Origin of the sequence: Bacillus sp. FSL M7-1020, assembly GCF_038050415.1 — a bacterium.
Classification (GTDB): Bacteria; Bacillota; Bacilli; order Bacillales; family Bacillaceae_G; genus Bacillus_A; species Bacillus_A toyonensis.
Map to the genome: position 1 here is coordinate 4,410,504 of NZ_JBBOTW010000001.1, position 20,513 is coordinate 4,431,016.

Sequence of the window (20,513 nt, forward strand, 5' to 3'; positions counted from 1 at the left end):
AGTTTCACTTTATACTTCTTCTCGACTCGTTCTTATACAAGAAAATAGTAATAATCGTAAGTACTATAACAACTACAAAAGTAAATACTCTGTCGTTCAAGATAGTACCGGTACCGATTAACATGGCAGGTATAACTGCCATAATTAAGCCACCAAACATACCGATAAACGATCCTATACTTTGTTTTATTACTTGAGTTTCTGATACCCAATCATAATAACCAAATCGATTATTAATAAAAATTCCCCATACTGCCGAAAAGAGTGAGTATGTTATCGGTGTTATTACGATGAAAAGAGAACTCCAAACATCGAGTTTTAACCCGATTATTAGCAATACGGCACTAATAAGTGATGCAGGTATACTCAATGAAAGATTCATAAGAATTTTACTGTCATAAACCATCTTTGGCGCTATAGGCAATGACTTAATAATCCATACATTTTTTCCTTCTAAAGACAATGACACACATGTTGTACACGTCATTGAAATCGCTGCTGCAATAGCAAATGGAGCAATCTTTTGCAACAAGGGCTCAATTCCAGGGTACGCTATTAATTGACTTGGCCCTACTACAACTACAGCTAACGAGAAAGCTATCGCCATCACGACTCCCATTCCACTATTTATGACATACACTGTAGAAGAGAAGAAACGTTTCAGCTCTTTTTTATACAATGCGACCAATACACTTTCTTTTCTTATACTATTAATCTCATAATTTGAAAGCATATGATAAGTGGAAATCCCTGTGTTTATTTGCTTATATTTTAACGAAAGTATTTTTACAAAAAGATAATACCAACTAACTGATATCCCGACGAATAAGATGAAAGCTATAATATCAGCATGAACAATTGCTTTTTGAAACATGTTAGCTAGTGGATACACTTTAGTTAATTGCTCCGAAACAATTGCACCAATTCCGTTCATATCATTAAGGCTATATTGAGCATTTCCGTTTTTTAGCATAAAGAAACCGAATGTAATAATTACTATAAAACTTAAAATCGTAGTTATTTTATTCGCATTTTTAAATTTAGAAGCGATTGCCGTAATCGCAGCTCCAAAGATTGCTGCAATTGTTGTTGGAATTAAAGATGCTATAAACATACTGATGAACCACATAAAGTAAAAAGAAACTGATTGATTTTCATGTATGCCATAAACAACTCCCATCGGTAGCATGATTATGATTGAAAAGATTGTATTCAGCAAGTATAAATACAAAAATCTACTTGCAATAACAGTATTTACACGAATCGGCAATGACATTAAAAAGTCGTAATCCTTAAAAGCAAAAATTTCTCCATTTGCCTTAAATATAGTGAAAAACAACGTTAATACACTGCTAATAACTAGTGCATAAACGGGAATAATTTCACTCATTCCTAGTTTCACCAATCCATATGCCGAGGCTCCGCAATATAACATTAGCATGACACCAACTAGAGCAATAGATGCTGTCAGCAAAATCTTATTCTGCTTCTTTTTCTTATCTTTTTCATATTTAAAAGTGTTTAGACCGAGCTGCGTTATTAACCGGATTTTTAAAAGTCCTAAACTATTAGTATTCATTAGCAAGCTCCTTCATAAAGAGTTCTTCCAATGAACTTTCCTTTATTAAAGAATGCACTTCCCCTGAAAGTGCTAATTTCCCTCTATTTATCATCGCTATTTTATTACATAACTTCTCCGCTACATCTAAAACGTGCGTAGAAAAGAAAATCGCACTTCCTTTTTCACAAAGCTCTTTCATAATACCTTTCAAAACTACGGCTGCTTTTGGATCAAGACCAACGAAAGGTTCATCTAAAACTAGTAATTTCGGTTTATGTAAAACCGCCGATATAATCGCTACTTTTTGTTTCATGCCATGCGAATAAGAAGATATTAAGTCTCCCAAGTAAGGTGTAATCTCAAAGGCATCCCCATACTTCTGGATCTGTTCTTCCCGATCCTTCGCCGGCACTTTATATACATCCGCAACAAAGTTCAAATATTGAATTCCTGTTAATTGCTCATATAAATCTGGATTATCAGGAATATACGCCATTACTCTCTTACATGCAATCGGATCCTTTTTTACTGAATGTCCATCAATAAAAATTTCGCCCTCTTCAAAATCTATAACTCCTACTAACGACTTAATTGTTGTACTTTTCCCCGCACCGTTATGTCCAATAAATCCAAAGATATCTCCTGCTTTAACAGTAATATTTAAATGATTTACCGCTTTCTTTCCACCTTTGTATGTCTTACTAAAATTTATAATTTCTAACATGTAAAATCCCCCCAAGCCATCTATTTAACTGAATTTTCAGACCTCAAAACAGAAAATTTACTCAGTGAGCTTTTCATTATCCCCACTGAGTATTAAAATCTCTTAACACATAGAAACTATAACTATAAAATTTGATTAATATAGCTCACAATTGTATTTCTTTTTTATATAAAACGTAAGAATATAAATTCGTTATAATAACAGCAACTACTATAATCCCCAGCATCATATAAGATCTCCAATCAGCCGGAGCGAAAACACTTATAATCATAATAATTCCTAAAGCCACAAATACTTTTCCACTAAATCGATGTGTTTTCCGCCACACTTCTTCATTACTTAACGTCCATGGATTACGCATCCCGACAAAAAAGTTTGGCTTACACTGTGGTAAATAATTACCCATTACTAAAAATAAAACACCCACTAATAATTCTGGAACCCGATTAATAAATAAGTTATATCCTAATCCACTTGTAATAATATCTATATTCCCTACAAATAGTAGCAGGAGTACCCCATTATTCATCATCATAAAAGCTTTAGAAAATTTCTCATAATTTGCTTTTCTTGGATCAATCTTAGGTATCACATTTAGAAATATATATAATGCAATCATAATTCCGACCATAGAAATCATTCCGTAAAATTTAGACGAATAGCCATCTACCTTACCGCCGCTCCAATGTGTCGCAATTGTATCCGGCAAATGTGGCCAAGCAAACGCCCAAGCTAAACAAGTTGTAACAATTAATATAATTGCGAAAAGATGTTTTTTCATTTCCCCTCTTCCCCCTTATTTGTAAACGTAAACACCCAAGTCAACAAATCTTGAAAGACAGTTGTGTTTAAAGAGTACACAACGAATTGCCCTCTTTTTTCATCTTGAATAAGTTCAGCATTTTTAAGTGCACTTAAGTGGTGTGAAATACTTGGTTTCGTCATATTGAAATGTTCGGCAATTTCACCAGCGGTTAGATCACCTTCTTTTAATAAGTCTAAAATTTTTCGCCTTGTTGGATCTGCTAATGCTTTGAATGCTTGATTCAATGTCTTTCTTCCTTTCGATAATTAGACATTTAGATATTTATCTAAATGTTAAAATGATTTCAGTTAATTGTCAATAATATGTAAGGCCCTTTTTACTTTTTCCACTTTTAACCTACATTAATTACTTTATAGAGTAAAACTGTAAAGATGGAAGAAATACGAGGGATACAAAATAAAAGAAGCTCTTCTAACTAAAGGAAGAGCTTCTTTTATTTAAATTTTATCATTTTATTAACAAACGAAGAAATCCAAAAGATTATCAAACTTATAATAAAGGACATACCTACTATCGTTCCGAATTCATTTAACCAATAACTAATCATGCTTTCACACACCTAGTTTGGATTCTATTAACTATAATAAGAATTCATCCATTCTTTGTAGAGTCCTTTTGGACAGTTTTATGCGCCATGTCCACTGGAATTTTCGTTTTCCAAGTTCCTTCCGTTCCTCCAATTCTGTTAATATTAATATGGACAGATAAGAAGTCTGGGAATTTTTCACCTTCTAACGTTTCAAAAATCGCTACTCCCTCTGGTTTGTCGTGATTAGCGTATGCCGTTTCAAAGCTCTTTCCTGCTTCATCACTTAAGTAAAAAGTACTTGCCTCTGGTGCATCAGGATTACCAATACGATCTTTTTGATAATTATCGATATGAGTGTTACTAAGAAAATGCAAATATTGCACAGCATTAAATTTCTTATTTTCATAATGTGGACTCTCTACTTGTTTCCCGTCTTCTTTACCATCAGATTTAATATCAAGCCCAGTTGTATTAAATTCATATGGAACGAGCGAACCATCTTGTTGTTCAAAACGATAATAAACAAGTATTTTGGCATCTTGAATTAATATTTCTTTTATATGAAGAGTAATACCATTATCGACTATTTTTTCATTTAGCTGTATAGACTTTCCATCCGCAGCATCCTTTTTAACTTGATCATTAATCATGTCATTTAATTTTACTTCCGGCTTTACAAAATAAGAATTGTTTAACGCCATTGTACTCGTCGGTATAACGATAGCCGCTATTAAACCCGCTATTAATAATTTCTTTTTCGTTTTCTTTTTGCTATCTTTTTTATACATTTGACTAAAGGATTGATAAGCATGCTCTTTAACTTCTTTAGGGACCTCTTGTTTCATTGCTTTTTTAAATTCATTTGAAAACGACATTTGAATTAGATTCCTCCTCATCTATTTCTATACTAGACTGATTCCGAATTTTTTCTAACGCTCTGTGAATTCTAGACCTCACTGTACCTATAGGGATTTGTAATAGTTCTGCAATTTCTTCATACGTATAATCGTGGTAAAAGCGATACACGATTACTATTCTAAATTTAAATGGAAGTTCTTGTATCACCGTTAATAACTGCTCTTCTGTTTCTTTTCTTAATAATACTTTTTCGGGAACGTCTACAACTGGATCATCACGTAATTGTTGTTTTTCAAATAAGCGCATCCTCTTCCATATATTTTTTCTCCACTGACTAATCTGTTTGTAAACAATTCCATTCAACCAAAATAGAAACGGTCTAGATTGATCATATGTTGAAATAGATTTCCAAAGTTGAAAGTAAACTTCATTTACGATTTCATTTGTATCATGCCGATTTTTAACTATAGCGAAGACAGTTTCATATATTCTCTGACTCGTTAAATCAAATATAAATTCAAAAGCCTCCTCATCGCCTTTTAATAAACGTTCTATCCAGATATGTATATCTTCATTACTTGCCAAGTAGTGCCCCCTCCTTAACGATGTTCTCACTATATATTGGACAGTAAGCAAAATAAAGTTCCAAATTTCATAAAAAATATATTATTTTTTATGAAATTTCATCTATTTAAAAGGACAATACATTCAGTTATCCCTATAATACTTTTTACTTTTCTCACTTTTAACCTATACTGTTAACTAGCTTATATTTCAACATAATGAAAAGACGTGAAACACATGGTACACTATAGCTACAATTGTTTTTTTGAGGAGGAATATACATATGTATAAAATTTTAATCGTTGAAGACGATCCAAATATTTCATCATTACTGCAATCTCACATTCAAAAATACGGGTACGACGCTGTTGTTACTGAAAATTTTGATGATATTATGGAATCGTTTAACGCCGTGAAACCACACCTTGTTTTACTTGATGTGAACTTACCGAAATTCGATGGATTCTACTGGTGCCGTCAAATTCGTCATGAATCTACTTGTCCAATTATTTTCATTTCAGCGCGTGCTGGTGAGATGGAACAAATTATGGCGATTGAAAGCGGTGCGGATGATTATATTACGAAACCGTTCCACTACGACGTTGTAATGGCAAAAATTAAAGGTCAATTGCGCCGTATTTACGGTGACTATGCACCAAATATTTCTGAGCGTATCGTTGAAGTAGAAGGTTTAAAACTATTCCCTGAACGTCCAGAAATTCACTTCGGATCTGAACAAGTTCTTTTAACGAAGAAAGAAGCAATTTTAGCCGAAATGTTATTATCTAAATTCCCTCGTACAGCGAGCCGTGAAGATTTATTAGCTGCTCTTTGGGATGATGAGAGCTTCGTTGAGGAAAATACATTAAACGTAAACATCACGCGTCTTCGTAAAAAGTTCAATGAGCTTGGTATTGAAAATGCTATTGAAACAGTACGTGGACTTGGGTATCGTTTTAACGCAACTTGGAGTGAATAAGCATGAAGCTATTTTTACGTGATCATTTTACATTTTTTCTACTGTACGTATTAAACTTCGGTATCATTTTCGTTCTCTATGATGCAGTAGATGGATTTCAAAATAATAAGTTTTACTTCATCGTTTTAAGCTTATACTTATTTATTTGTTTCCTTGCTTATCGTTACGTTCGTAACCGTAGAATGTATCATAGATTAAGTGAGCAGCCAGAAAAAATGGAAGATGCGTTTATTGAAAGAGCAACCGCTCCGATGCCTCACGGTGTAAATGAACTCGTGCGTACGCAATACCGTCTCTTCCAAAAAGAACTACAATCGTATGAAGTAAAACAACAGGAACATCAATTGTTCATTAACCATTGGGTACACCAAATGAAGACACCTGTTTCTGTTATGCAGCTTATGGTACTGGAAATGGAAGACGAACATTTAATTCCGAAATTCAAAAAAGAGTTAGAGCGTCTAAACCAAGGACTTGATATGGCTTTATACATGGCTAGGTTAAATAACTTCCATGAAGATTTCCATGTTGAGACGATTTCATTAAAAGATACGGTAACAAAAAATATTAATGGATTAAAAGAACTATTTATTCGTAATGGCGTCTTCCCTGTTTTAGAAGTACATTCTGATCTAAAAGTTGCTTCTGATGCGAAATGGCTAAAATTTATTATCTATCAGTTAATGACAAATGCAGTCCGTTACTCTGGTGAGCGTGGAAAGAAAGTGTTCTTATCCGCTTATCGAAATGGAAAAGACATTATTCTAGAAGTTCGCGATGAAGGCGTTGGTATTCCGCAAGAAGATATTCGAAGAGTATTTGAACCATTCTACACTGGGAAAAACGGTCGTACATTCGGAGAATCTACCGGTATGGGGCTTTATATTGTAAGTAAAATTTGTGATTATTTAGGTCACTCCGTCAAACTAGATTCTGAAGTTGGTAAAGGAACGACGATTAAAATCATCTTCCACAATGCTGCGAATAATCAAGCAGAGAATGTAGAGAAGGTGACTGAATCATGATCAGAACATATGCTAGCAAAATGTATGAGAACTCACTCTCATACATTTTTTGCAATAAAACTACATATTTCCCTGCTAACGGGAGGCACGTATTATGACATTTTGGCAATTTGCATTTAAAAATGTAACGCGCAACTCAAGAGCTTATTTTGCTTACTTTATAAGCAGTGCCTTTTCCATTGCTGTTTTCTTTTCGTTCGCTGTTTATTTGTTTCATCCGAAATTACAAAATCCCACTATGATCTCTGAAATTTCAGGATTAATGATTTTTTCAGAAGTTGTGATTGTTTTGTTCTCGTTCTTTTTTCTACTCTATTCAATCGGATCGTTTTTAAAAGTTCGTAAAAAGCAATTTGGTATTTTAACTATTTTAGGTATATCAAAAAAACAATTACATCGACTCGTTTTCACTGAAAATATGTTAATTGGTATTTTATCTATCTTTTTCGGTATGCAGTTTGGACTTGTCTTTTCGCAGTTTTTCTTATTAGTAACAGCGAAAATTACACATCTACCGGGGATATATTTATATCCCCCTACGAATGCTTTCATTTTAACAACGATTGTGTTTCTTGGTCTCTTTATCGCTGTATCTTCATTTACACCCATGCTAATTCGTACGAAAAAGACGGTAAACCTATTAAAAACGAATGGTAGGAAGCAAAAGGAAAGAAAACCATCCATATTTATCTCTCTATTTGGTGCTATCTGTTTATTAGGTGGTTATATTTTAGCTGCAAACCCTAAATATTTCTTCTCAATAAACACGCAAGTAGGCGTTATCTATATGGTTTCAAGTGTTTTTGTGATTCCAGCGCTTGTTACAATTGGGACATATTTTTTCTTTTCTCAAATTAGTTTCTTACTTATTTATATTTTAAAGAAAAGAAGAAAGTTTTATATGAAACGAATTAATATGCTTTGGATTTCGGATTTAGCAAGTCGTATTCGAACAAATATCAATATGCTTTTTATTGTAGCCATGCTTTCTACAATTGCTTTCACAATGATTACGTTCCTATATGGATTCGGAAAGTTTACAAAGCTAGATGTTGCGAGAACTTCACCTTTTCCATTTTCTTATTTTTCATATGACGCAAATCCTTTTGTTAACAAGCATTTAACTTGGCTTGAACAGCAGTTACAAAAAGAAAATTTCTCTTATAAAAAGATCAAAACTGATTTATATGAAACACCATTGAAAGAAGATGAAGGTATAACGACTTACAATGACATTTATGCAATGAAACAAAGTGACTATAATAAACTTGCAGCTTCCCTGCGAATGAAAGAACTATTCATGAGTGATAACGAAGCATATATCTTAAGCGGCGATGCTTATTTCACCTTATTCAGCCAATTTGAGCCAAGCTTCAATAGAAAATCCATTACACTTTCTAGCACAAATACGATATTACAAGTAAAGGGCTATGAACAAGCAGGGGCCATTCCCTCTGACTTTTCATATCAAACTTTAATTTTACCTGACGCTGTTGTAAACAACTTACCAAGTACAACAAAGCATGTAGCAGCGTACAATTATAACGTACAAAACTGGGAAAAGACGTATGAAATTGCTGATGATTTTATGAAAAGAATACAAAGAGATCGACAAGAATTCCAATACGAAGGACCCCTTGTACGCTCCTATGAATCAGCAGGCTCATTATATAGAATCACATCAGGAAGTGCCGCATACTTCCTAATCGGGACATTCTTAGGTGTCATTTTCTTTATTGGAGCTGGTAGCGTTCTTTACTTCAGAATGTATACAGATTTAACGAACGAACAAGAAAAATATGTAGCAATTTCAAAAATTGGTGTAACAGATGCAGAGATGAAAAGATCTGCAACCATTCAACTTAGCATTTTATTTTTCGTTCCGTACGTTATGGCGTCCATTCATACAATGTTCGCAACAAAAATGCTTCAAGACGTAATTGCTTTATCACTATTCAAAGAAATTTCAGCCGTTCTTATTATTTTTGGAGTAGTTGAATTCATCTTTTTCTTATTCATTCGCTCCTTTTACATGCAAAAGTTATCAGAGTATACGAATGGTTAAGTTTTATAAATATATTAGTACAGGAAAAGGATACCTCTTATATCCTTTTCCTCTTCACTCTATTAGGAGGTTTAGGTGAATGACTTTTTGGCAGTTTGCCTTTAAAAATGTAACAAGAAACGCCAGAGCTTATTTCGCCTATTTTGTAAGCAGTGCGTTTTCCATTGCTATTTTTTTCTCATTTGCAGTTTATTTATTTCATCCTAAATTGCATATGACAGACGTGAATTATGCTCTGAACATATTAATGACAATTTCAGAAGTTGTCATTGTGTTCTTTTCATTTTTCTTTTTACTCTATTCAATTGGTACATTTTTAAAGGTTCGTAAAAAACAATTTGGGATTTTAACAGTACTTGGTATATCTCAAAAACAATTAAAGCGACTCATATTTATAGAAAATATGCTGATTGGTGTTCTTTCTATATTTTTTGGTATTCAACTTGGACTTGTTTGTTCACAGTTCTTTTTACTAGTTACCGCCAAAATTACACATGTACCTGGTCTATATTTATATTGGCCGACAGGTGCTATCGTTTTAACTATAATAATCTTTCTTGGACTCTTCATTCTCGTATCATCTTTTACACCGATGCTAATCCGTACGAGAAAAGCTGTACGTCTTTTAAAAGAAGGAACAAAACAAAAAGAAAGAAAAGCATCCGTACTCATTTCTCTATTTGGTGCGATATGTTTAATATCTGGATATGTATTAGCAGCAAATCCTCTATATTTTATGTCGCTAGGCGACATCATTGGGCTTTTATATGCCGTCTCTAGTATATTTGTCATTCCATCGCTTATTGCAGCCGGAACATATTTTTTCTTTTCACAGATTAGTTTTTTACTTATTCGTATATTAAAAACACGAAGAAAGTTTTATATGAAACGAATTAATATGCTTTGGATTTCGGATTTAGCAACGCGCATTCGAACAAATATTAATATGCTATTTATAGTAGCAATGCTATCAACGCTCGCTTTTACAATGATTACATTCTTATATGGATTCGGGAAATTTACAAAGTTTGATGCGATTAGGCAAAACCCTTTCCCGTTTACGTATTTATCACATACTGAAAATACGTTAGCTGATGAACATTTAAACTGGTTAGAACAAAAATTTAATGAAGAGCACTTTACTTATACAAAATTTAACACAGACATATATGAAGTATCTTCAGCTGAAGATAACGCGCAGCTCTATTATGCCATTAAACAAAGTGACTATAATGTACTTGCTAAGGCGTTAAATTGGGAGACTCTCTCGGTGAATAAGAATGAATCTTATATTCTTATGAAAGACTTAGACGATCAAGTTGTTGGAACAATTCATACTAAAGAAAAGAAAAATACTCTTACACTTGCTCAAAACAATTTACAACTACAAGTGAAAGAATATAAAAGTTATAACCCATTCCCAAACAGCTTAATATACCAATTGCTCATACTATCTGATGAAAATGTAGAAACATTATCCACCGTTTCAAAACAGATGAGTGTATATAACTTTAAAGTTAACGATTGGGAAGAAGCACATACTATCGGTTCAGCATTTATAACAAAAATTGATAACGACAATGCAGCTATTCAGGCAGAACATCCACCGTTTCATGCAAGTGAAGCAAGTGACTCTTTATACAACACGAAACTAAACGTTGCTTCATTCTTCTTAATCGGAACTTTTCTTGGTGTTATTTTCTTCATCGGTGCAGGCAGTGTTCTGTATTTCCGAATGTATACAGATTTAACAAATGAGCAAGAAAAGTATATAACGATTACAAAGATTGGATTAACAGCAGACGAAATGAAACAATCTGCTACAATCCAACTTGCGATTCTTTTCTTTGTCCCTTACATTATGGCATCCATCCATACGATGTTCGCGACAAAGATGCTACAAGAGATATTACATCTCTCGTTCTTCGCTGAAATTACAGTCGTACTTATGATTTTTGGAACGGTTGAAATTCTCTTTTTCCTTTTAATTCGTTCCTTTTATATGCAAAAATTATCACAACATATTAAGTTTTAAAAATAGAAAGGTGATTATTATGGAAGAAGTATTACACATAAAAAACGTCTCAAAAGTGTATGAAGGGAAAGTCCCTCATACCGCTTTAAAAAATATAAATTTACACGTGGATAAAGGTGAATTCGTCGCAATTATGGGGCCTTCTGGAAGTGGTAAATCTACGTTTTTAAACGTTATTTCTACAATTGATTCTCCTACTTCTGGAGAAGTCGTAATTAACGGCAAACAACCTCATACATTTCGTAGAGAAAAATTAGCAATTTTCCGCCGTCAAGAATTAGGATTTGTTTTCCAAAACTTTAACCTATTAGATACGTTAACGATTGGAGAAAATATCGTATTACCTTTAACGTTAGATAATGTTCCTTTAAAAGAAATGGACGAAAAGCTCGATAACATCTCAAAGAAACTTGGAATTGATCATATTTTGGACAAACGTATTTTTGAAGTTTCAGGAGGGCAAGCACAGCGTACTGCGGTAGCACGTGCTGTCATTCATCATCCGTCTCTTTTACTTGCGGATGAACCAACAGGAAACTTAGATTCAAAAGCAGCGATTGATGTAATGGAATTATTTACGAAATTAAACAAAGAAGAAGATGCAACGATTTTAATGGTTACGCATGATCCGTTTGCAGCAAGTTATTGTAACCGTGTTATTTTCATTAAAGATGGAGAGCTTTACAATGAACTGCATCGCGGATTGTATCGTGAGAAGTTTTATCAAGAAATATTAGATGTCCTAGCATTATTAGGAGGAAGACGTGGATGACATTTTGGCAATTCGCATTTAAAAATGTCTCGCGTAATTCTAAAGCATATTTCGCTTATTTTGTAAGTAGTGCTTTTTCTATTATGGTTTTCTTTTCATTTACTGTATATGCGTATCATCCGCGCTTACAAAGTGTACAAGGCTTTCAAGATCGGGATCCTCTAATGAACTTAGCTAGTACAGCACAGCTTGTGATTGTTATGTTCTCGTTCTTTTTTCTCTTATATTCAGTTGGAACATTTTTAAATGTACGGAAGCAGCAATTCGGGATACTCACCATTCTCGGTATCTCACAGAGACAATTAAAAAGACTGTTATTTACTGAAAATATGATAATCGGGATATTATCTATCTTTATCGGCATTCAAGGTGGACTTGTATTTTCTAACTTTTTCTTATTAGTCACTTCGAAATTAACAAGTGCAAAAGGTCTCTATTTATATTGGCCAACAGAAGCGATTATCGTTACAACCGTAACGTTTATCATTTTATTTTTAATTGTTTCTACGTTTACACCAATGTTTATTCGTACTCGAAAAACAACGCAGCTTATTAAGGGAGTTAACAAAAAGAAGAGCGAAAAAAAACCATCTATACTCATTTCACTATTTGCTTTAACTTGTTTAGGACTATGCTATTATATTGCCGGTTATCCGCAAGGCTACATAACGGAAAAAAATGTACAAAATGGGTCTGTATTCTTAATTATACTATCTATTTTACCGCTCGTAGTAGTTGGGACGTATTTGTTTTTTTCACAAACATTTCTTCTCTTTATCTATATTTTAAAGAAACGAAGAAAGTTTTATTTGAAACAAATAAATATGTTATGGATTTCAGATTTAGTTTCTCGTACCCGCAGTAATATTAATGTACTCTTTATCGTTTCTATGCTATCTGCACTTGCATTTACAATTATTATCGGGTTATTTGCTGCAAACAATCATACGAAAGCATCCATACTAGAACGATATCCAATACCATTCACCTATACATCAGAAGGTGTTAATGCATTTGAACAAAAGCATATTACTACGATTGAAACTGAACTTACAAATGCTAATTTTCAATATGACAAATATAAGTTTACCGTTTTAAAAGATACAGCTTCAAAAGAATCAATTTCCATTATGAAAATGAGTGATTATAACGCAATAGCAAAGCAATTAAACAGACCAGAAATCACTCTTGATTCTACACAAGTTTATAATATTTCTCGCTATTCACCAGCGTTATTAAATCTCGTGTCTAACCCATTTGCGAAGCAGGACACGATTACACTTGGCTCTAATAAAAAAGAATTTCAAATTAAAGGTTTTATTAATAGAGGAATTGAGCCTCCCTTTGCATTACCTCACTTAATTGTGATGCAAGATGAAGTAATTGAAAATATGATTCCTCATATTGAAACAATTACAGTTTATAACTACTTCGTGGAAAATTGGGAAAATGCAATTGTCCCAACAAAAAATATATTAAAAAGCTTAGATCATGATGCAGAAACCTTGTATGAAGCACATAAGGATGAAGAAGATTTCATTAAACCATTTCATATTTATACAGCTACGGATGAACTCGTTCATAGTAAAGGAAATGCGGTTGCTCAGTTCTTTATTTGGGCATTTCTCGGCTTTATTTTCTTTATCGGTGCGGCTAGTGTTTTATACTTCCGTATGTATAACGACTTAACGAATGAAAAACAAAAATACATTACGATTACAAAGCTTGGCTTAACTGAATCAGAAATGTTTCACTCTGCAACGATTCAATTAGGAATTTTATTTTTCGTTCCTTACATCGTTGCTGGTGTTCACACGTTATTTGCGGTTAAGTTTTTACAAAGTATGTTTTCTTTTTCATTACTAAAAGAGACATGTATTGTACTCACCTTTTTCGGGATTATCGAGATCATTTTCTTCTTCTTAATCCGTTCTCTGTACATTAATAAATTATCACAACATATTAAAACGTGAATAAAATGGCCTTGTGCAATACGCACAAGGCCATTTTCAATAGTTTTTAATTAGCAGCAATATCCACCATAGCCGCCTGCATAACCGCCGTAACCACCATAACCACAACCGCCGCCTCCGCCGAAGCAGCTAGCACCGATGATAATTAATAAAATAAACAATACGATTAGAAGCGCAAAACCGCCGCCGCACCCATGTCTGCGGTTACAATCATCATGTCTGTGTTCACACTTTTCGCTCATTACTCTATTCCTCCTTTAGTATCATTCATAACAAGTTCACCTTGCTCTAAATGAGGGGATTCCATTTATAGTATGTTTTCAGGGCGAATAGGAAGCTTGGCTTACTTAAAAACGGGCTTGTTTTGGCAATTGGGCTTCATCAAAAAAAAGATACCTATTCAGGTATCTTTTAAAGAAACATATTCAACACAAGGGCAAAACCGAATGCAATAAATGATAACAATGTTTCCAGCACCGTCCACGTTTTAAACGTTTCCTTCACCGTCAAACCTAAATACTCTTTTACAAGCCAGAAGCCTGCATCATTTACGTGAGAAAACATTAGTGAACCTGCACCGGTTGCTATAACGAGCAATTCTAAATTTACACCAGACATGTGCTGAATAACTGGTGAAACAATTCCTGCTGCTGTCGTTAATGCTACTGTAGCTGATCCGGTCGCTATTCGAATTAATCCAGCTACCATGAAAGCTAAGACGATTGGTGATAACGATATATGTTCTGCCATTTGCGCAATCGCCGTTCCAACTCCACTTTCAATTAATATTTGTTTAAACCCACCACCTGCACCAATTATTAAAATAATTGAGCCTACAGGTAGTAAACTTTCATCTGTTAATTTTTTTATCATCTTTTTATTAATTCCTTGTTTGATGCCAAGTAAATAAAATGCTGCAAAACATGAAATAAGTAAAGCGATTACTGGACTTCCTATAAAGACTAAAAATTCAGTTATTTTTATTGGTAAAGAAACATACGGTGCAACTACTGATAAAATCATTAACACAACTGGCAGTAAAATAATAAAAAACGAAACTTTACGACTTGGTAAATCGGTTGATACAGTCGTAACTCGAACAAGCTCCGGTTCATTTTCAGGTATAACCCTCTTATGTACCCACTTCGCAAATATCGGCCCTGCGATGATGGCTGTTGGTAACGCGATAATTAATGAATATAAAAGTACTTTTCCTAAGTTCGCATTATAAATCCCGATTGCAGTCATCGCACCTGGATGCGGAGGCACTAGCCCATGCACAATCGATAATCCAGCAATAACAGGTAACGCAATTAACAATATATTTTGCTTCGTCGTTTTTCGAATGGAAATAACAAGTGGTAATAAAATGACGATCCCCACTTCAAAAAAGACTGGAATCCCTATAACAAACCCTGCAAATAACATTGCCCAAGGTAATTTTTTTACGCCGAAAAATCGAATAAAGAAATCTGCAACTTGCATGCCTGCCCCTGAATCAGACATCATTTTCCCTAAGATAGTCCCAAGTGCCAAAATGCCAACTAAATGCCCTAGTACACTACCAACACCAGTTTCATAGGCAGTCACTATTTTCGTTAAGTTCAGTCCAGACATGATAGCTAAAAACAAACTAGCAACTGTTAAACTAATAAATGCATGCCATTTCCACCATGATACCCCTAAAATGACAATTGCGATCGCAAGTAACGTGACGATTAATAAGTATATATCCATCTCTCATTCCCCTTACTTTTATAAAAAAAGAGGGAAAATCCCCTCTTTTTTATACGTCATAATTCACTACATAATGCTGCATTTCTGTATTGTAGTAGCCTTCGCTATATTCAATTACTTCGCCAACTTCATCGTAAGAATAGCGCATACGTTTTAATAACGCTGTCCCCTCTTTTTCACCTAACGATTCTGCAACGAAACTGGGCGCAAGTCCAACTGCGAATTCATCTCTGAAGTTTTCTAAATGTATACCTCGGTCTTCGACTAAATCATAAAGTGATTGTAAATCAAAGTCCGATAAGTCTGTACTTGCCATTTTCGCTGAGAAATAGTGCGTATAATGAATATATGGTGCATCATTTAACGTATATAAACGTTCAATACGAAAACTCTCTTTACCGAATAAGCGAAATGGCACTGTTCCTTCTTCATTATGAACGACTTCTGCCTTTAGCAATTTCTTTTGTACTTTATATCCTTCTTCCACTAACACTTCAGTAAATTTCTTACCCTTTGACAGTTTTGTCGCAGAAGTATTACGGATGACTTTCGTTCCTTTACCGCTCTTCTTTTCCAAATATCCTTCTTGAGCGAGTTCTTTAATCGCATTACGTACTGTAATTTTACTCACTTTGAACTCTTCCTCTAATTGTGGTTCTGAAGGAATATTCGTATGAATCGCATATACACCATGCAATATTCGATCACGAATAATATTTTTTATTTGTAAATATAATGGTCCTTTTTTTCTCGTTACGTTCACCGTTACACCCACTACCTTTCTACATCACCTACTGATGCCGTCATTGCCCGAAGTATATCCTTCTCTGATGACATTGGCGTATCACCGACGATTGTATGTGCAAGCATGCCAGCTGCTGACGCAAATGAAACAGCTTTCTCTGGTGCAAACTCTTCTATCTCGCCATGAATAATCCCGCTCGTATAAGCATCTCCAGCACCTATTCTATCATATACAGAAAACGTAAGTGTTTTTGCAAAAGTGAACGTTCCATCTTTACATATAAACCCGCGCAGTGAATGTGTATTATCACCGTTAATAGAGCGATGTGTACCAGCAATTGTAGCAATATTATACGTTTCAGCTACCTTTGGAATAAGATCAACAAGTTGCGCCTCTCGCTCCGTTTCTTCTGTTTTCATTCCTAAAACAAACATCGCATCTTTTTCGTTCATCATAACGATATCAGCAAGTCCTAGCATTTCTTCATAATGCGGTTTTGCCTGTTCATATCCGTCTTCTCCCCAAAGTGATGGACGATAATTGCAATCAAAAACGACGGCTCCTCCGTTTTCTTTAACTGCTCTCGCTAAAGACTTCATATGATGGCGCACCGTATCATTCATCGCAAGCGTAATACCGCAAAAATGAACGATATCAATCTCCTTAGCAATTTCTTCAAATTGGTACATCTCTTCAGATGCCGTATTGAAACTACTTTCTAATCGATTCGAATATGTAACTCGGCTTGCACGTGCTCCAAATCCATTTTCCAAAAAGTACATGCCGACATATTTGCCGCCCCTTGAAACAAGCGGGGTTTGCACACCTAACTTTTGAATGTATGATAATGCCGCATCTCCAACCGGATTTTCCGGTAAAGTTGAGATAAGAAGTCCTTCATGCCCTAGATGAGAAAGCGCCGCTGCAACATTCACACCTGTACCAGAAAATGAGTAATTTAATGTGTTTGCTTGCGACAATAATTCATATCCTGGCACTTGTAGGCGCATCATTACTTCACCGAATGCTGCAATTTTCTTACGCATATTGATCAACTAACTTCTTCACGACTGCTAATAATTCACGCACATCTTCTACTTTCGTGTTACCAGTTTCTTTATCAATAATAGAAGAGTACACGTGCGGGATAACTTGCTCTACATTTGCCTCAAGCGCAATACGTACAATTGTTTCGAAGTTTTCTTTATCAATTCCGCCTGTTGGCTCTAATGCAAATCCTTCTTCCGCACAAGCTTTCGCAACTACGCGATATTCTTCTTCATGAGCTAGCCCTTTCATCGGGAAGTACTTCAATGAATTTCCGCCCATATCACGTACAAGTGCGATCGCTGTTTTAATTGGAACGATTGCTTTTTCTTCTCCAGCCGCACTAATTGGGCCAGTAGAAATATTTACGTAACCTACTTTTCCTGTTGGCGATACTAAACTATTAATCCAGCTATCTTTTTTGCCAAGATTTGCACGTGTCGCTCCGACTGAAGGGAACACTTGGTTAATATGGCTACCAGGATAATGCTTCGCAATTTCAGCTACAACTGCCGCTTGGCGATTATCTCCTGCTCCTAGTCCGATTGATACAGCGTCCTCAATTTCTTTTCCGTATGCTTTCATCGCTGTAACAGCTTCTTCTACAGTTGGATAATCTTTCGATAATACACCAATTACTACATAACCTTCTGCTGCTTCAAAAATATCTTTTGCATTTTCGATATTGTTCGCTAATACATTTAATGCTACGCGGCCTTTATAAAAACGTTTTTGAATGTTTGTCATTTTAGTTTCCCCCTACAATTTCTCTCAATTTTTCTTCAATTACATGTATGTCATCACCTTGAAGTGGACGTGGATCAATATCAAAGAATCCTTGTCTTACTCCGTAATCACGTGTATAAATTGCGATTTCCCCTTCGCGTAATGCTGTCACAACATCTTTTGCTGATTTATTTAATTGTGTCTCGTTAATATGAATACGAGCTCTAAAGATTGCTCTTCCGGCTTCATCTTGAACGATCGTTACATTTACGCCGTTTAATTCTTTTAGCGGCATAAGTACTTGTAACAATTCTTTTTCTTGCTCGCTCTTATCTTCTTTTACCCCGTACTCATCAAGCGCTTGAAGTAAGCCAAATGTTGTTTCTTTCCCAACCTTCATACTTCTTCCGATGCAATGTAATTGCACTTTTAGCCACTCAATATACTTTCTTTTACCGCCCACAATACCAGAAGTAGGCCCTTCAATCGCCTTTGAACCACTATAAATGGCAAGGTCTGAATACTTCACATATTTTTGAATGTCTTCTTCAGCTGCCGCATCGACGATAAGCGGGATGTTATTTCGCTGCGCAACTTCCCATGCTTCTTCAACAGAAATCATATTTTTTTGTACTGCATGATGGGATTTCACATAAAGAATCGCCGCTGTATTTTCACCAATCGCATCTTCAATATGCTCTGCTTTCCCTTCATTTGCATAGCCAACTTCTACAAGTTTACCGCCGCCTAAGTAAATCATCGTTTCAACAGGGGCACCGTATTGAACGTTATGACCCTTTAACATAATCACTTCGTTTTTCGCGATTACTTCTTGATGAAGTCTTTCACTTTTACGGCGATTTCCTTCTGTAACGATACCAGCGATAGAAAGCGCAATTCCACTCGATGCTGAATTCACAACAACTGCTGCCTCTGACTCTAGAATTCTCGCAATATGGTCTCCTGCTTTATCTACTAAATCAGCAATTTCCACATAATTTTGTCCACCATGTTTCATTGCATCCATAACTGTATTTGCCGGAGCGGATACACCTAAAATACTCATTCTACCGCTCGCATTAATCACTCTTTTTAATCCATACTTAGCATTCAATGAATGACCCATTGATTACAACCCCTTTCGTATCAATCCTTCTTTCAGCAATGCGCTGATCCCCTTCTGAATCAATTAACGTAACCTTCTCATCTTTCACCGTAAATAAAGTTAAATTTGCAATATCGCCTTCTTGAATGCGGCCAAGCTCAGGTTTCTTAAGCCACTCTGCTGCATGTTTCGTAACCGCATCAATCACTTCTTCTAGCGGATAACCTAAGTAAAGGAATTTCGAAAGAACGTGAGCCATACTATACACTGGACCGTGTATACGGTTCTTCCGGTAAATATCTGTACTAATTGTATTAAGCGCAATACCGTAACGCTTCGCCGCTTCTGCTACTTTAAAAGAAAAACTAGCATTACCATGACCAACATCTAAATGTACGCCGCGATTCACTGCATCTAGTAACACAGGTAGCAGTTTGCCTTCTTCATCAAATAAATTATTTTCTTTCCCGTTTAAATAATGTGTAATGACATCATCTTTTTCTAAAAGAGGTACAACTTCCTCAATGCGAGGAGGCGCTGAACCGATATGTACCATAATTGGCAATGATGTTTCACGGGATAAATCACGCGCTATATGAAGTGGTTCAATTCCACTATCACAAACGACACTTTTACTCATTCTCGCCTTTAACCCAACGATTACATCTTTATACTTTTCTACTGCTTCTATTACTTTCTCTTTATCTATCCATTCCATATTGGATAATTCATCAATTCGTTTTAAACCGATGCGAGAAATATTTAAAAAGGCAAATAAATTCGTTTTTGCCTGCTCTCTACTTTTTACTAAATCTGCAATGCGATCAGCACCGCAGCTACCTGCATCAACAATTGTCGTTACCCCTTGCTTAACGCCAATTTCGTCCACCTCATCGCCATACGGATCAAACTCTGGAAAAGCATGAACGTGCAAATCAATCCAGCCACTTGATACGTAAGTACCTGAGTAATCAAGAACCTTTCCACCCTCACCAGCACCAGCTTTCGTCACCTGTGCGATTTTATTATTTTCAATTACAATGTCAATCTCTTCCCCGTTCACACGTTTCACATTACGTAGTACGAATCGTTCTGTCATTGTATTTCCACCCTTTTCTATAAGAAGCCATAAGAATACGCTTACATTAAAATTTCATTTTTCTTTATCTCTTTCACACATTTAGAGTAGCACAAAAAAAGGGAGAAGTAAATATAACGTTATAATGTTTAAAAGTAAATAAA

General features: G+C 35.1%; 19 protein-coding genes. 6 read left to right on the forward strand and 13 right to left on the reverse strand.

Features of this window, described 5'->3' with window-relative positions:
* Positions 1–4: 4 nt before the first annotated feature.
* The 6 genes from MHB70_RS22690 to MHB70_RS22715 all read right to left on the reverse strand — a co-directional run bounded on the left by MHB70_RS22690 (position 5) and on the right by MHB70_RS22715 (position 5,083).
* Entirely contained in the window at positions 5–1,579 is a 1,575-nt protein-coding gene (locus MHB70_RS22690; RefSeq protein WP_001095675.1) for a putative ABC transporter permease subunit, read from the reverse strand.
* Entirely contained in the window at positions 1,569–2,285 is a 717-nt protein-coding gene (locus MHB70_RS22695) for an ABC transporter ATP-binding protein (RefSeq protein WP_000889768.1), read from the reverse strand. The genes MHB70_RS22690 and MHB70_RS22695 overlap by 11 nt, the downstream gene beginning before the upstream one ends.
* 145 nt (positions 2,286–2,430) lie before the next feature.
* A complete protein-coding gene (locus tag MHB70_RS22700) occupies positions 2,431–3,066 on the reverse strand; it encodes an SdpI family protein (RefSeq protein ID WP_000716342.1) in 636 nt (211 codons plus the stop codon).
* Complete coding sequence (locus MHB70_RS22705) at positions 3,063–3,335, reverse strand: autorepressor SdpR family transcription factor (RefSeq protein WP_001070532.1); 273 nt, start codon at positions 3,333–3,335, stop codon at positions 3,063–3,065. The genes MHB70_RS22700 and MHB70_RS22705 overlap by 4 nt, the downstream gene beginning before the upstream one ends.
* 367 nt (positions 3,336–3,702) lie before the next feature.
* Positions 3,703–4,515, reverse strand: coding sequence for a DUF4179 domain-containing protein (locus MHB70_RS22710; RefSeq protein ID WP_000010519.1), 813 nt, complete (start codon positions 4,513–4,515; stop codon positions 3,703–3,705).
* Entirely contained in the window at positions 4,499–5,083 is a 585-nt protein-coding gene (locus tag MHB70_RS22715) for a sigma-70 family RNA polymerase sigma factor (RefSeq protein ID WP_000157855.1), read from the reverse strand. The genes MHB70_RS22710 and MHB70_RS22715 overlap by 17 nt, the downstream gene beginning before the upstream one ends.
* A 262-nt stretch (positions 5,084–5,345) precedes the next feature.
* On the opposite strand from MHB70_RS22715, the gene MHB70_RS22720 reads away from it, so the two are divergent.
* The 6 genes from MHB70_RS22720 to MHB70_RS22745 all read left to right on the forward strand — a co-directional run bounded on the left by MHB70_RS22720 (position 5,346) and on the right by MHB70_RS22745 (position 13,911).
* Positions 5,346–6,041, forward strand: a complete 696-nt coding sequence (locus MHB70_RS22720; protein ID WP_000276732.1) for a response regulator transcription factor — start codon at positions 5,346–5,348, stop codon at positions 6,039–6,041.
* Between the two features lie 2 nt (positions 6,042–6,043).
* Entirely contained in the window at positions 6,044–7,066 is a 1,023-nt protein-coding gene (locus MHB70_RS22725; protein ID WP_000765359.1) for a sensor histidine kinase, read from the forward strand.
* A 94-nt stretch (positions 7,067–7,160) separates the two neighbouring features.
* Positions 7,161–9,131, forward strand: a complete 1,971-nt coding sequence (locus MHB70_RS22730; RefSeq protein ID WP_000145026.1) for an FtsX-like permease family protein — start codon at positions 7,161–7,163, stop codon at positions 9,129–9,131.
* A 79-nt stretch (positions 9,132–9,210) separates the two neighbouring features.
* Positions 9,211–11,166 carry an FtsX-like permease family protein gene (locus MHB70_RS22735; protein ID WP_061529468.1) on the forward strand — a complete coding sequence of 652 codons (1,956 nt, stop codon included), beginning with the start codon at positions 9,211–9,213 and terminating at the stop codon, positions 11,164–11,166.
* Positions 11,167–11,185: 19 nt separating this feature from the next.
* Positions 11,186–11,938, forward strand: coding sequence for an ABC transporter ATP-binding protein (locus MHB70_RS22740; RefSeq protein WP_000393256.1), 753 nt, complete (start codon positions 11,186–11,188; stop codon positions 11,936–11,938).
* Positions 11,935–13,911 (forward strand): FtsX-like permease family protein, encoded by a 1,977-nt coding sequence (locus tag MHB70_RS22745; protein WP_061529469.1) that lies wholly within the window; start codon positions 11,935–11,937, stop codon positions 13,909–13,911. Before MHB70_RS22740 ends, MHB70_RS22745 begins: the two co-directional genes overlap by 4 nt.
* A 50-nt stretch (positions 13,912–13,961) precedes the next feature.
* Here the strand turns inward: MHB70_RS22745 and MHB70_RS22750 are convergent, their stop codons facing one another.
* The 7 genes from MHB70_RS22750 to MHB70_RS22780 all read right to left on the reverse strand — a co-directional run bounded on the left by MHB70_RS22750 (position 13,962) and on the right by MHB70_RS22780 (position 20,370).
* Entirely contained in the window at positions 13,962–14,153 is a 192-nt protein-coding gene (locus tag MHB70_RS22750; RefSeq protein ID WP_001290392.1) for a YjcZ family sporulation protein, read from the reverse strand.
* A 169-nt stretch (positions 14,154–14,322) separates the two neighbouring features.
* Complete coding sequence (gntP, locus tag MHB70_RS22755; protein WP_000356172.1) at positions 14,323–15,648, reverse strand: gluconate permease GntP; 1,326 nt, start codon at positions 15,646–15,648, stop codon at positions 14,323–14,325.
* 49 nt (positions 15,649–15,697) lie between these two features.
* Entirely contained in the window at positions 15,698–16,423 is a 726-nt protein-coding gene (locus MHB70_RS22760) for a GntR family transcriptional regulator (protein WP_000539290.1), read from the reverse strand.
* A complete protein-coding gene (locus MHB70_RS22765; protein ID WP_061529470.1) occupies positions 16,423–17,439 on the reverse strand; it encodes a sugar kinase in 1,017 nt (338 codons plus the stop codon). Before MHB70_RS22765 ends, MHB70_RS22760 begins: the two co-directional genes overlap by 1 nt.
* Positions 17,432–18,187 (reverse strand): 2-dehydro-3-deoxy-phosphogluconate aldolase, encoded by a 756-nt coding sequence (gene dagF / locus MHB70_RS22770; RefSeq protein WP_000181900.1) that lies wholly within the window; start codon positions 18,185–18,187, stop codon positions 17,432–17,434. Before dagF ends, MHB70_RS22765 begins: the two co-directional genes overlap by 8 nt.
* 1 nt (position 18,188) lies before the next feature.
* Positions 18,189–19,292, reverse strand: a complete 1,104-nt coding sequence (locus tag MHB70_RS22775; protein WP_000510082.1) for a DgaE family pyridoxal phosphate-dependent ammonia lyase — start codon at positions 19,290–19,292, stop codon at positions 18,189–18,191.
* Positions 19,270–20,370, reverse strand: coding sequence for an amidohydrolase/deacetylase family metallohydrolase (locus tag MHB70_RS22780; RefSeq protein ID WP_000139938.1), 1,101 nt, complete (start codon positions 20,368–20,370; stop codon positions 19,270–19,272). Before MHB70_RS22780 ends, MHB70_RS22775 begins: the two co-directional genes overlap by 23 nt.
* Positions 20,371–20,513 lie beyond the last annotated feature (143 nt).

What these genes read in the sequence shown, in the direction of transcription:
- MHB70_RS22690 (WP_001095675.1), bottom strand. Translation starts at nt 1,579, where the DNA reads ATGAATACTAATAGTTTAGGACTTTTAAAAATCCGGTTAATAACGCAG.
- MHB70_RS22695 (WP_000889768.1), bottom strand. Translation starts at nt 2,285, where the DNA reads ATGTTAGAAATTATAAATTTTAGTAAGACATACAAAGGTGGAAAGAAA.
- MHB70_RS22700 (WP_000716342.1), bottom strand. Translation starts at nt 3,066, where the DNA reads ATGAAAAAACATCTTTTCGCAATTATATTAATTGTTACAACTTGTTTA.
- MHB70_RS22710 (WP_000010519.1), bottom strand. Translation starts at nt 4,515, where the DNA reads ATGTCGTTTTCAAATGAATTTAAAAAAGCAATGAAACAAGAGGTCCCT.
- MHB70_RS22720 (WP_000276732.1), top strand. Translation starts at nt 5,346, where the DNA reads ATGTATAAAATTTTAATCGTTGAAGACGATCCAAATATTTCATCATTA.
- MHB70_RS22725 (WP_000765359.1), top strand. Translation starts at nt 6,044, where the DNA reads ATGAAGCTATTTTTACGTGATCATTTTACATTTTTTCTACTGTACGTA.
- MHB70_RS22730 (WP_000145026.1), top strand. Translation starts at nt 7,161, where the DNA reads ATGACATTTTGGCAATTTGCATTTAAAAATGTAACGCGCAACTCAAGA.
- MHB70_RS22735 (WP_061529468.1), top strand. Translation starts at nt 9,211, where the DNA reads ATGACTTTTTGGCAGTTTGCCTTTAAAAATGTAACAAGAAACGCCAGA.
- MHB70_RS22740 (WP_000393256.1), top strand. Translation starts at nt 11,186, where the DNA reads ATGGAAGAAGTATTACACATAAAAAACGTCTCAAAAGTGTATGAAGGG.
- MHB70_RS22745 (WP_061529469.1), top strand. Translation starts at nt 11,935, where the DNA reads ATGACATTTTGGCAATTCGCATTTAAAAATGTCTCGCGTAATTCTAAA.
- MHB70_RS22750 (WP_001290392.1), bottom strand. Translation starts at nt 14,153, where the DNA reads ATGAGCGAAAAGTGTGAACACAGACATGATGATTGTAACCGCAGACAT.
- gntP (WP_000356172.1), bottom strand. Translation starts at nt 15,648, where the DNA reads ATGGATATATACTTATTAATCGTCACGTTACTTGCGATCGCAATTGTC.
- MHB70_RS22765 (WP_061529470.1), bottom strand. Translation starts at nt 17,439, where the DNA reads ATGCGTAAGAAAATTGCAGCATTCGGTGAAGTAATGATGCGCCTACAA.
- dagF (WP_000181900.1), bottom strand. Translation starts at nt 18,187, where the DNA reads ATGACAAACATTCAAAAACGTTTTTATAAAGGCCGCGTAGCATTAAAT.
- MHB70_RS22775 (WP_000510082.1), bottom strand. Translation starts at nt 19,292, where the DNA reads ATGGGTCATTCATTGAATGCTAAGTATGGATTAAAAAGAGTGATTAAT.
- MHB70_RS22780 (WP_000139938.1), bottom strand. Translation starts at nt 20,370, where the DNA reads ATGACAGAACGATTCGTACTACGTAATGTGAAACGTGTGAACGGGGAA.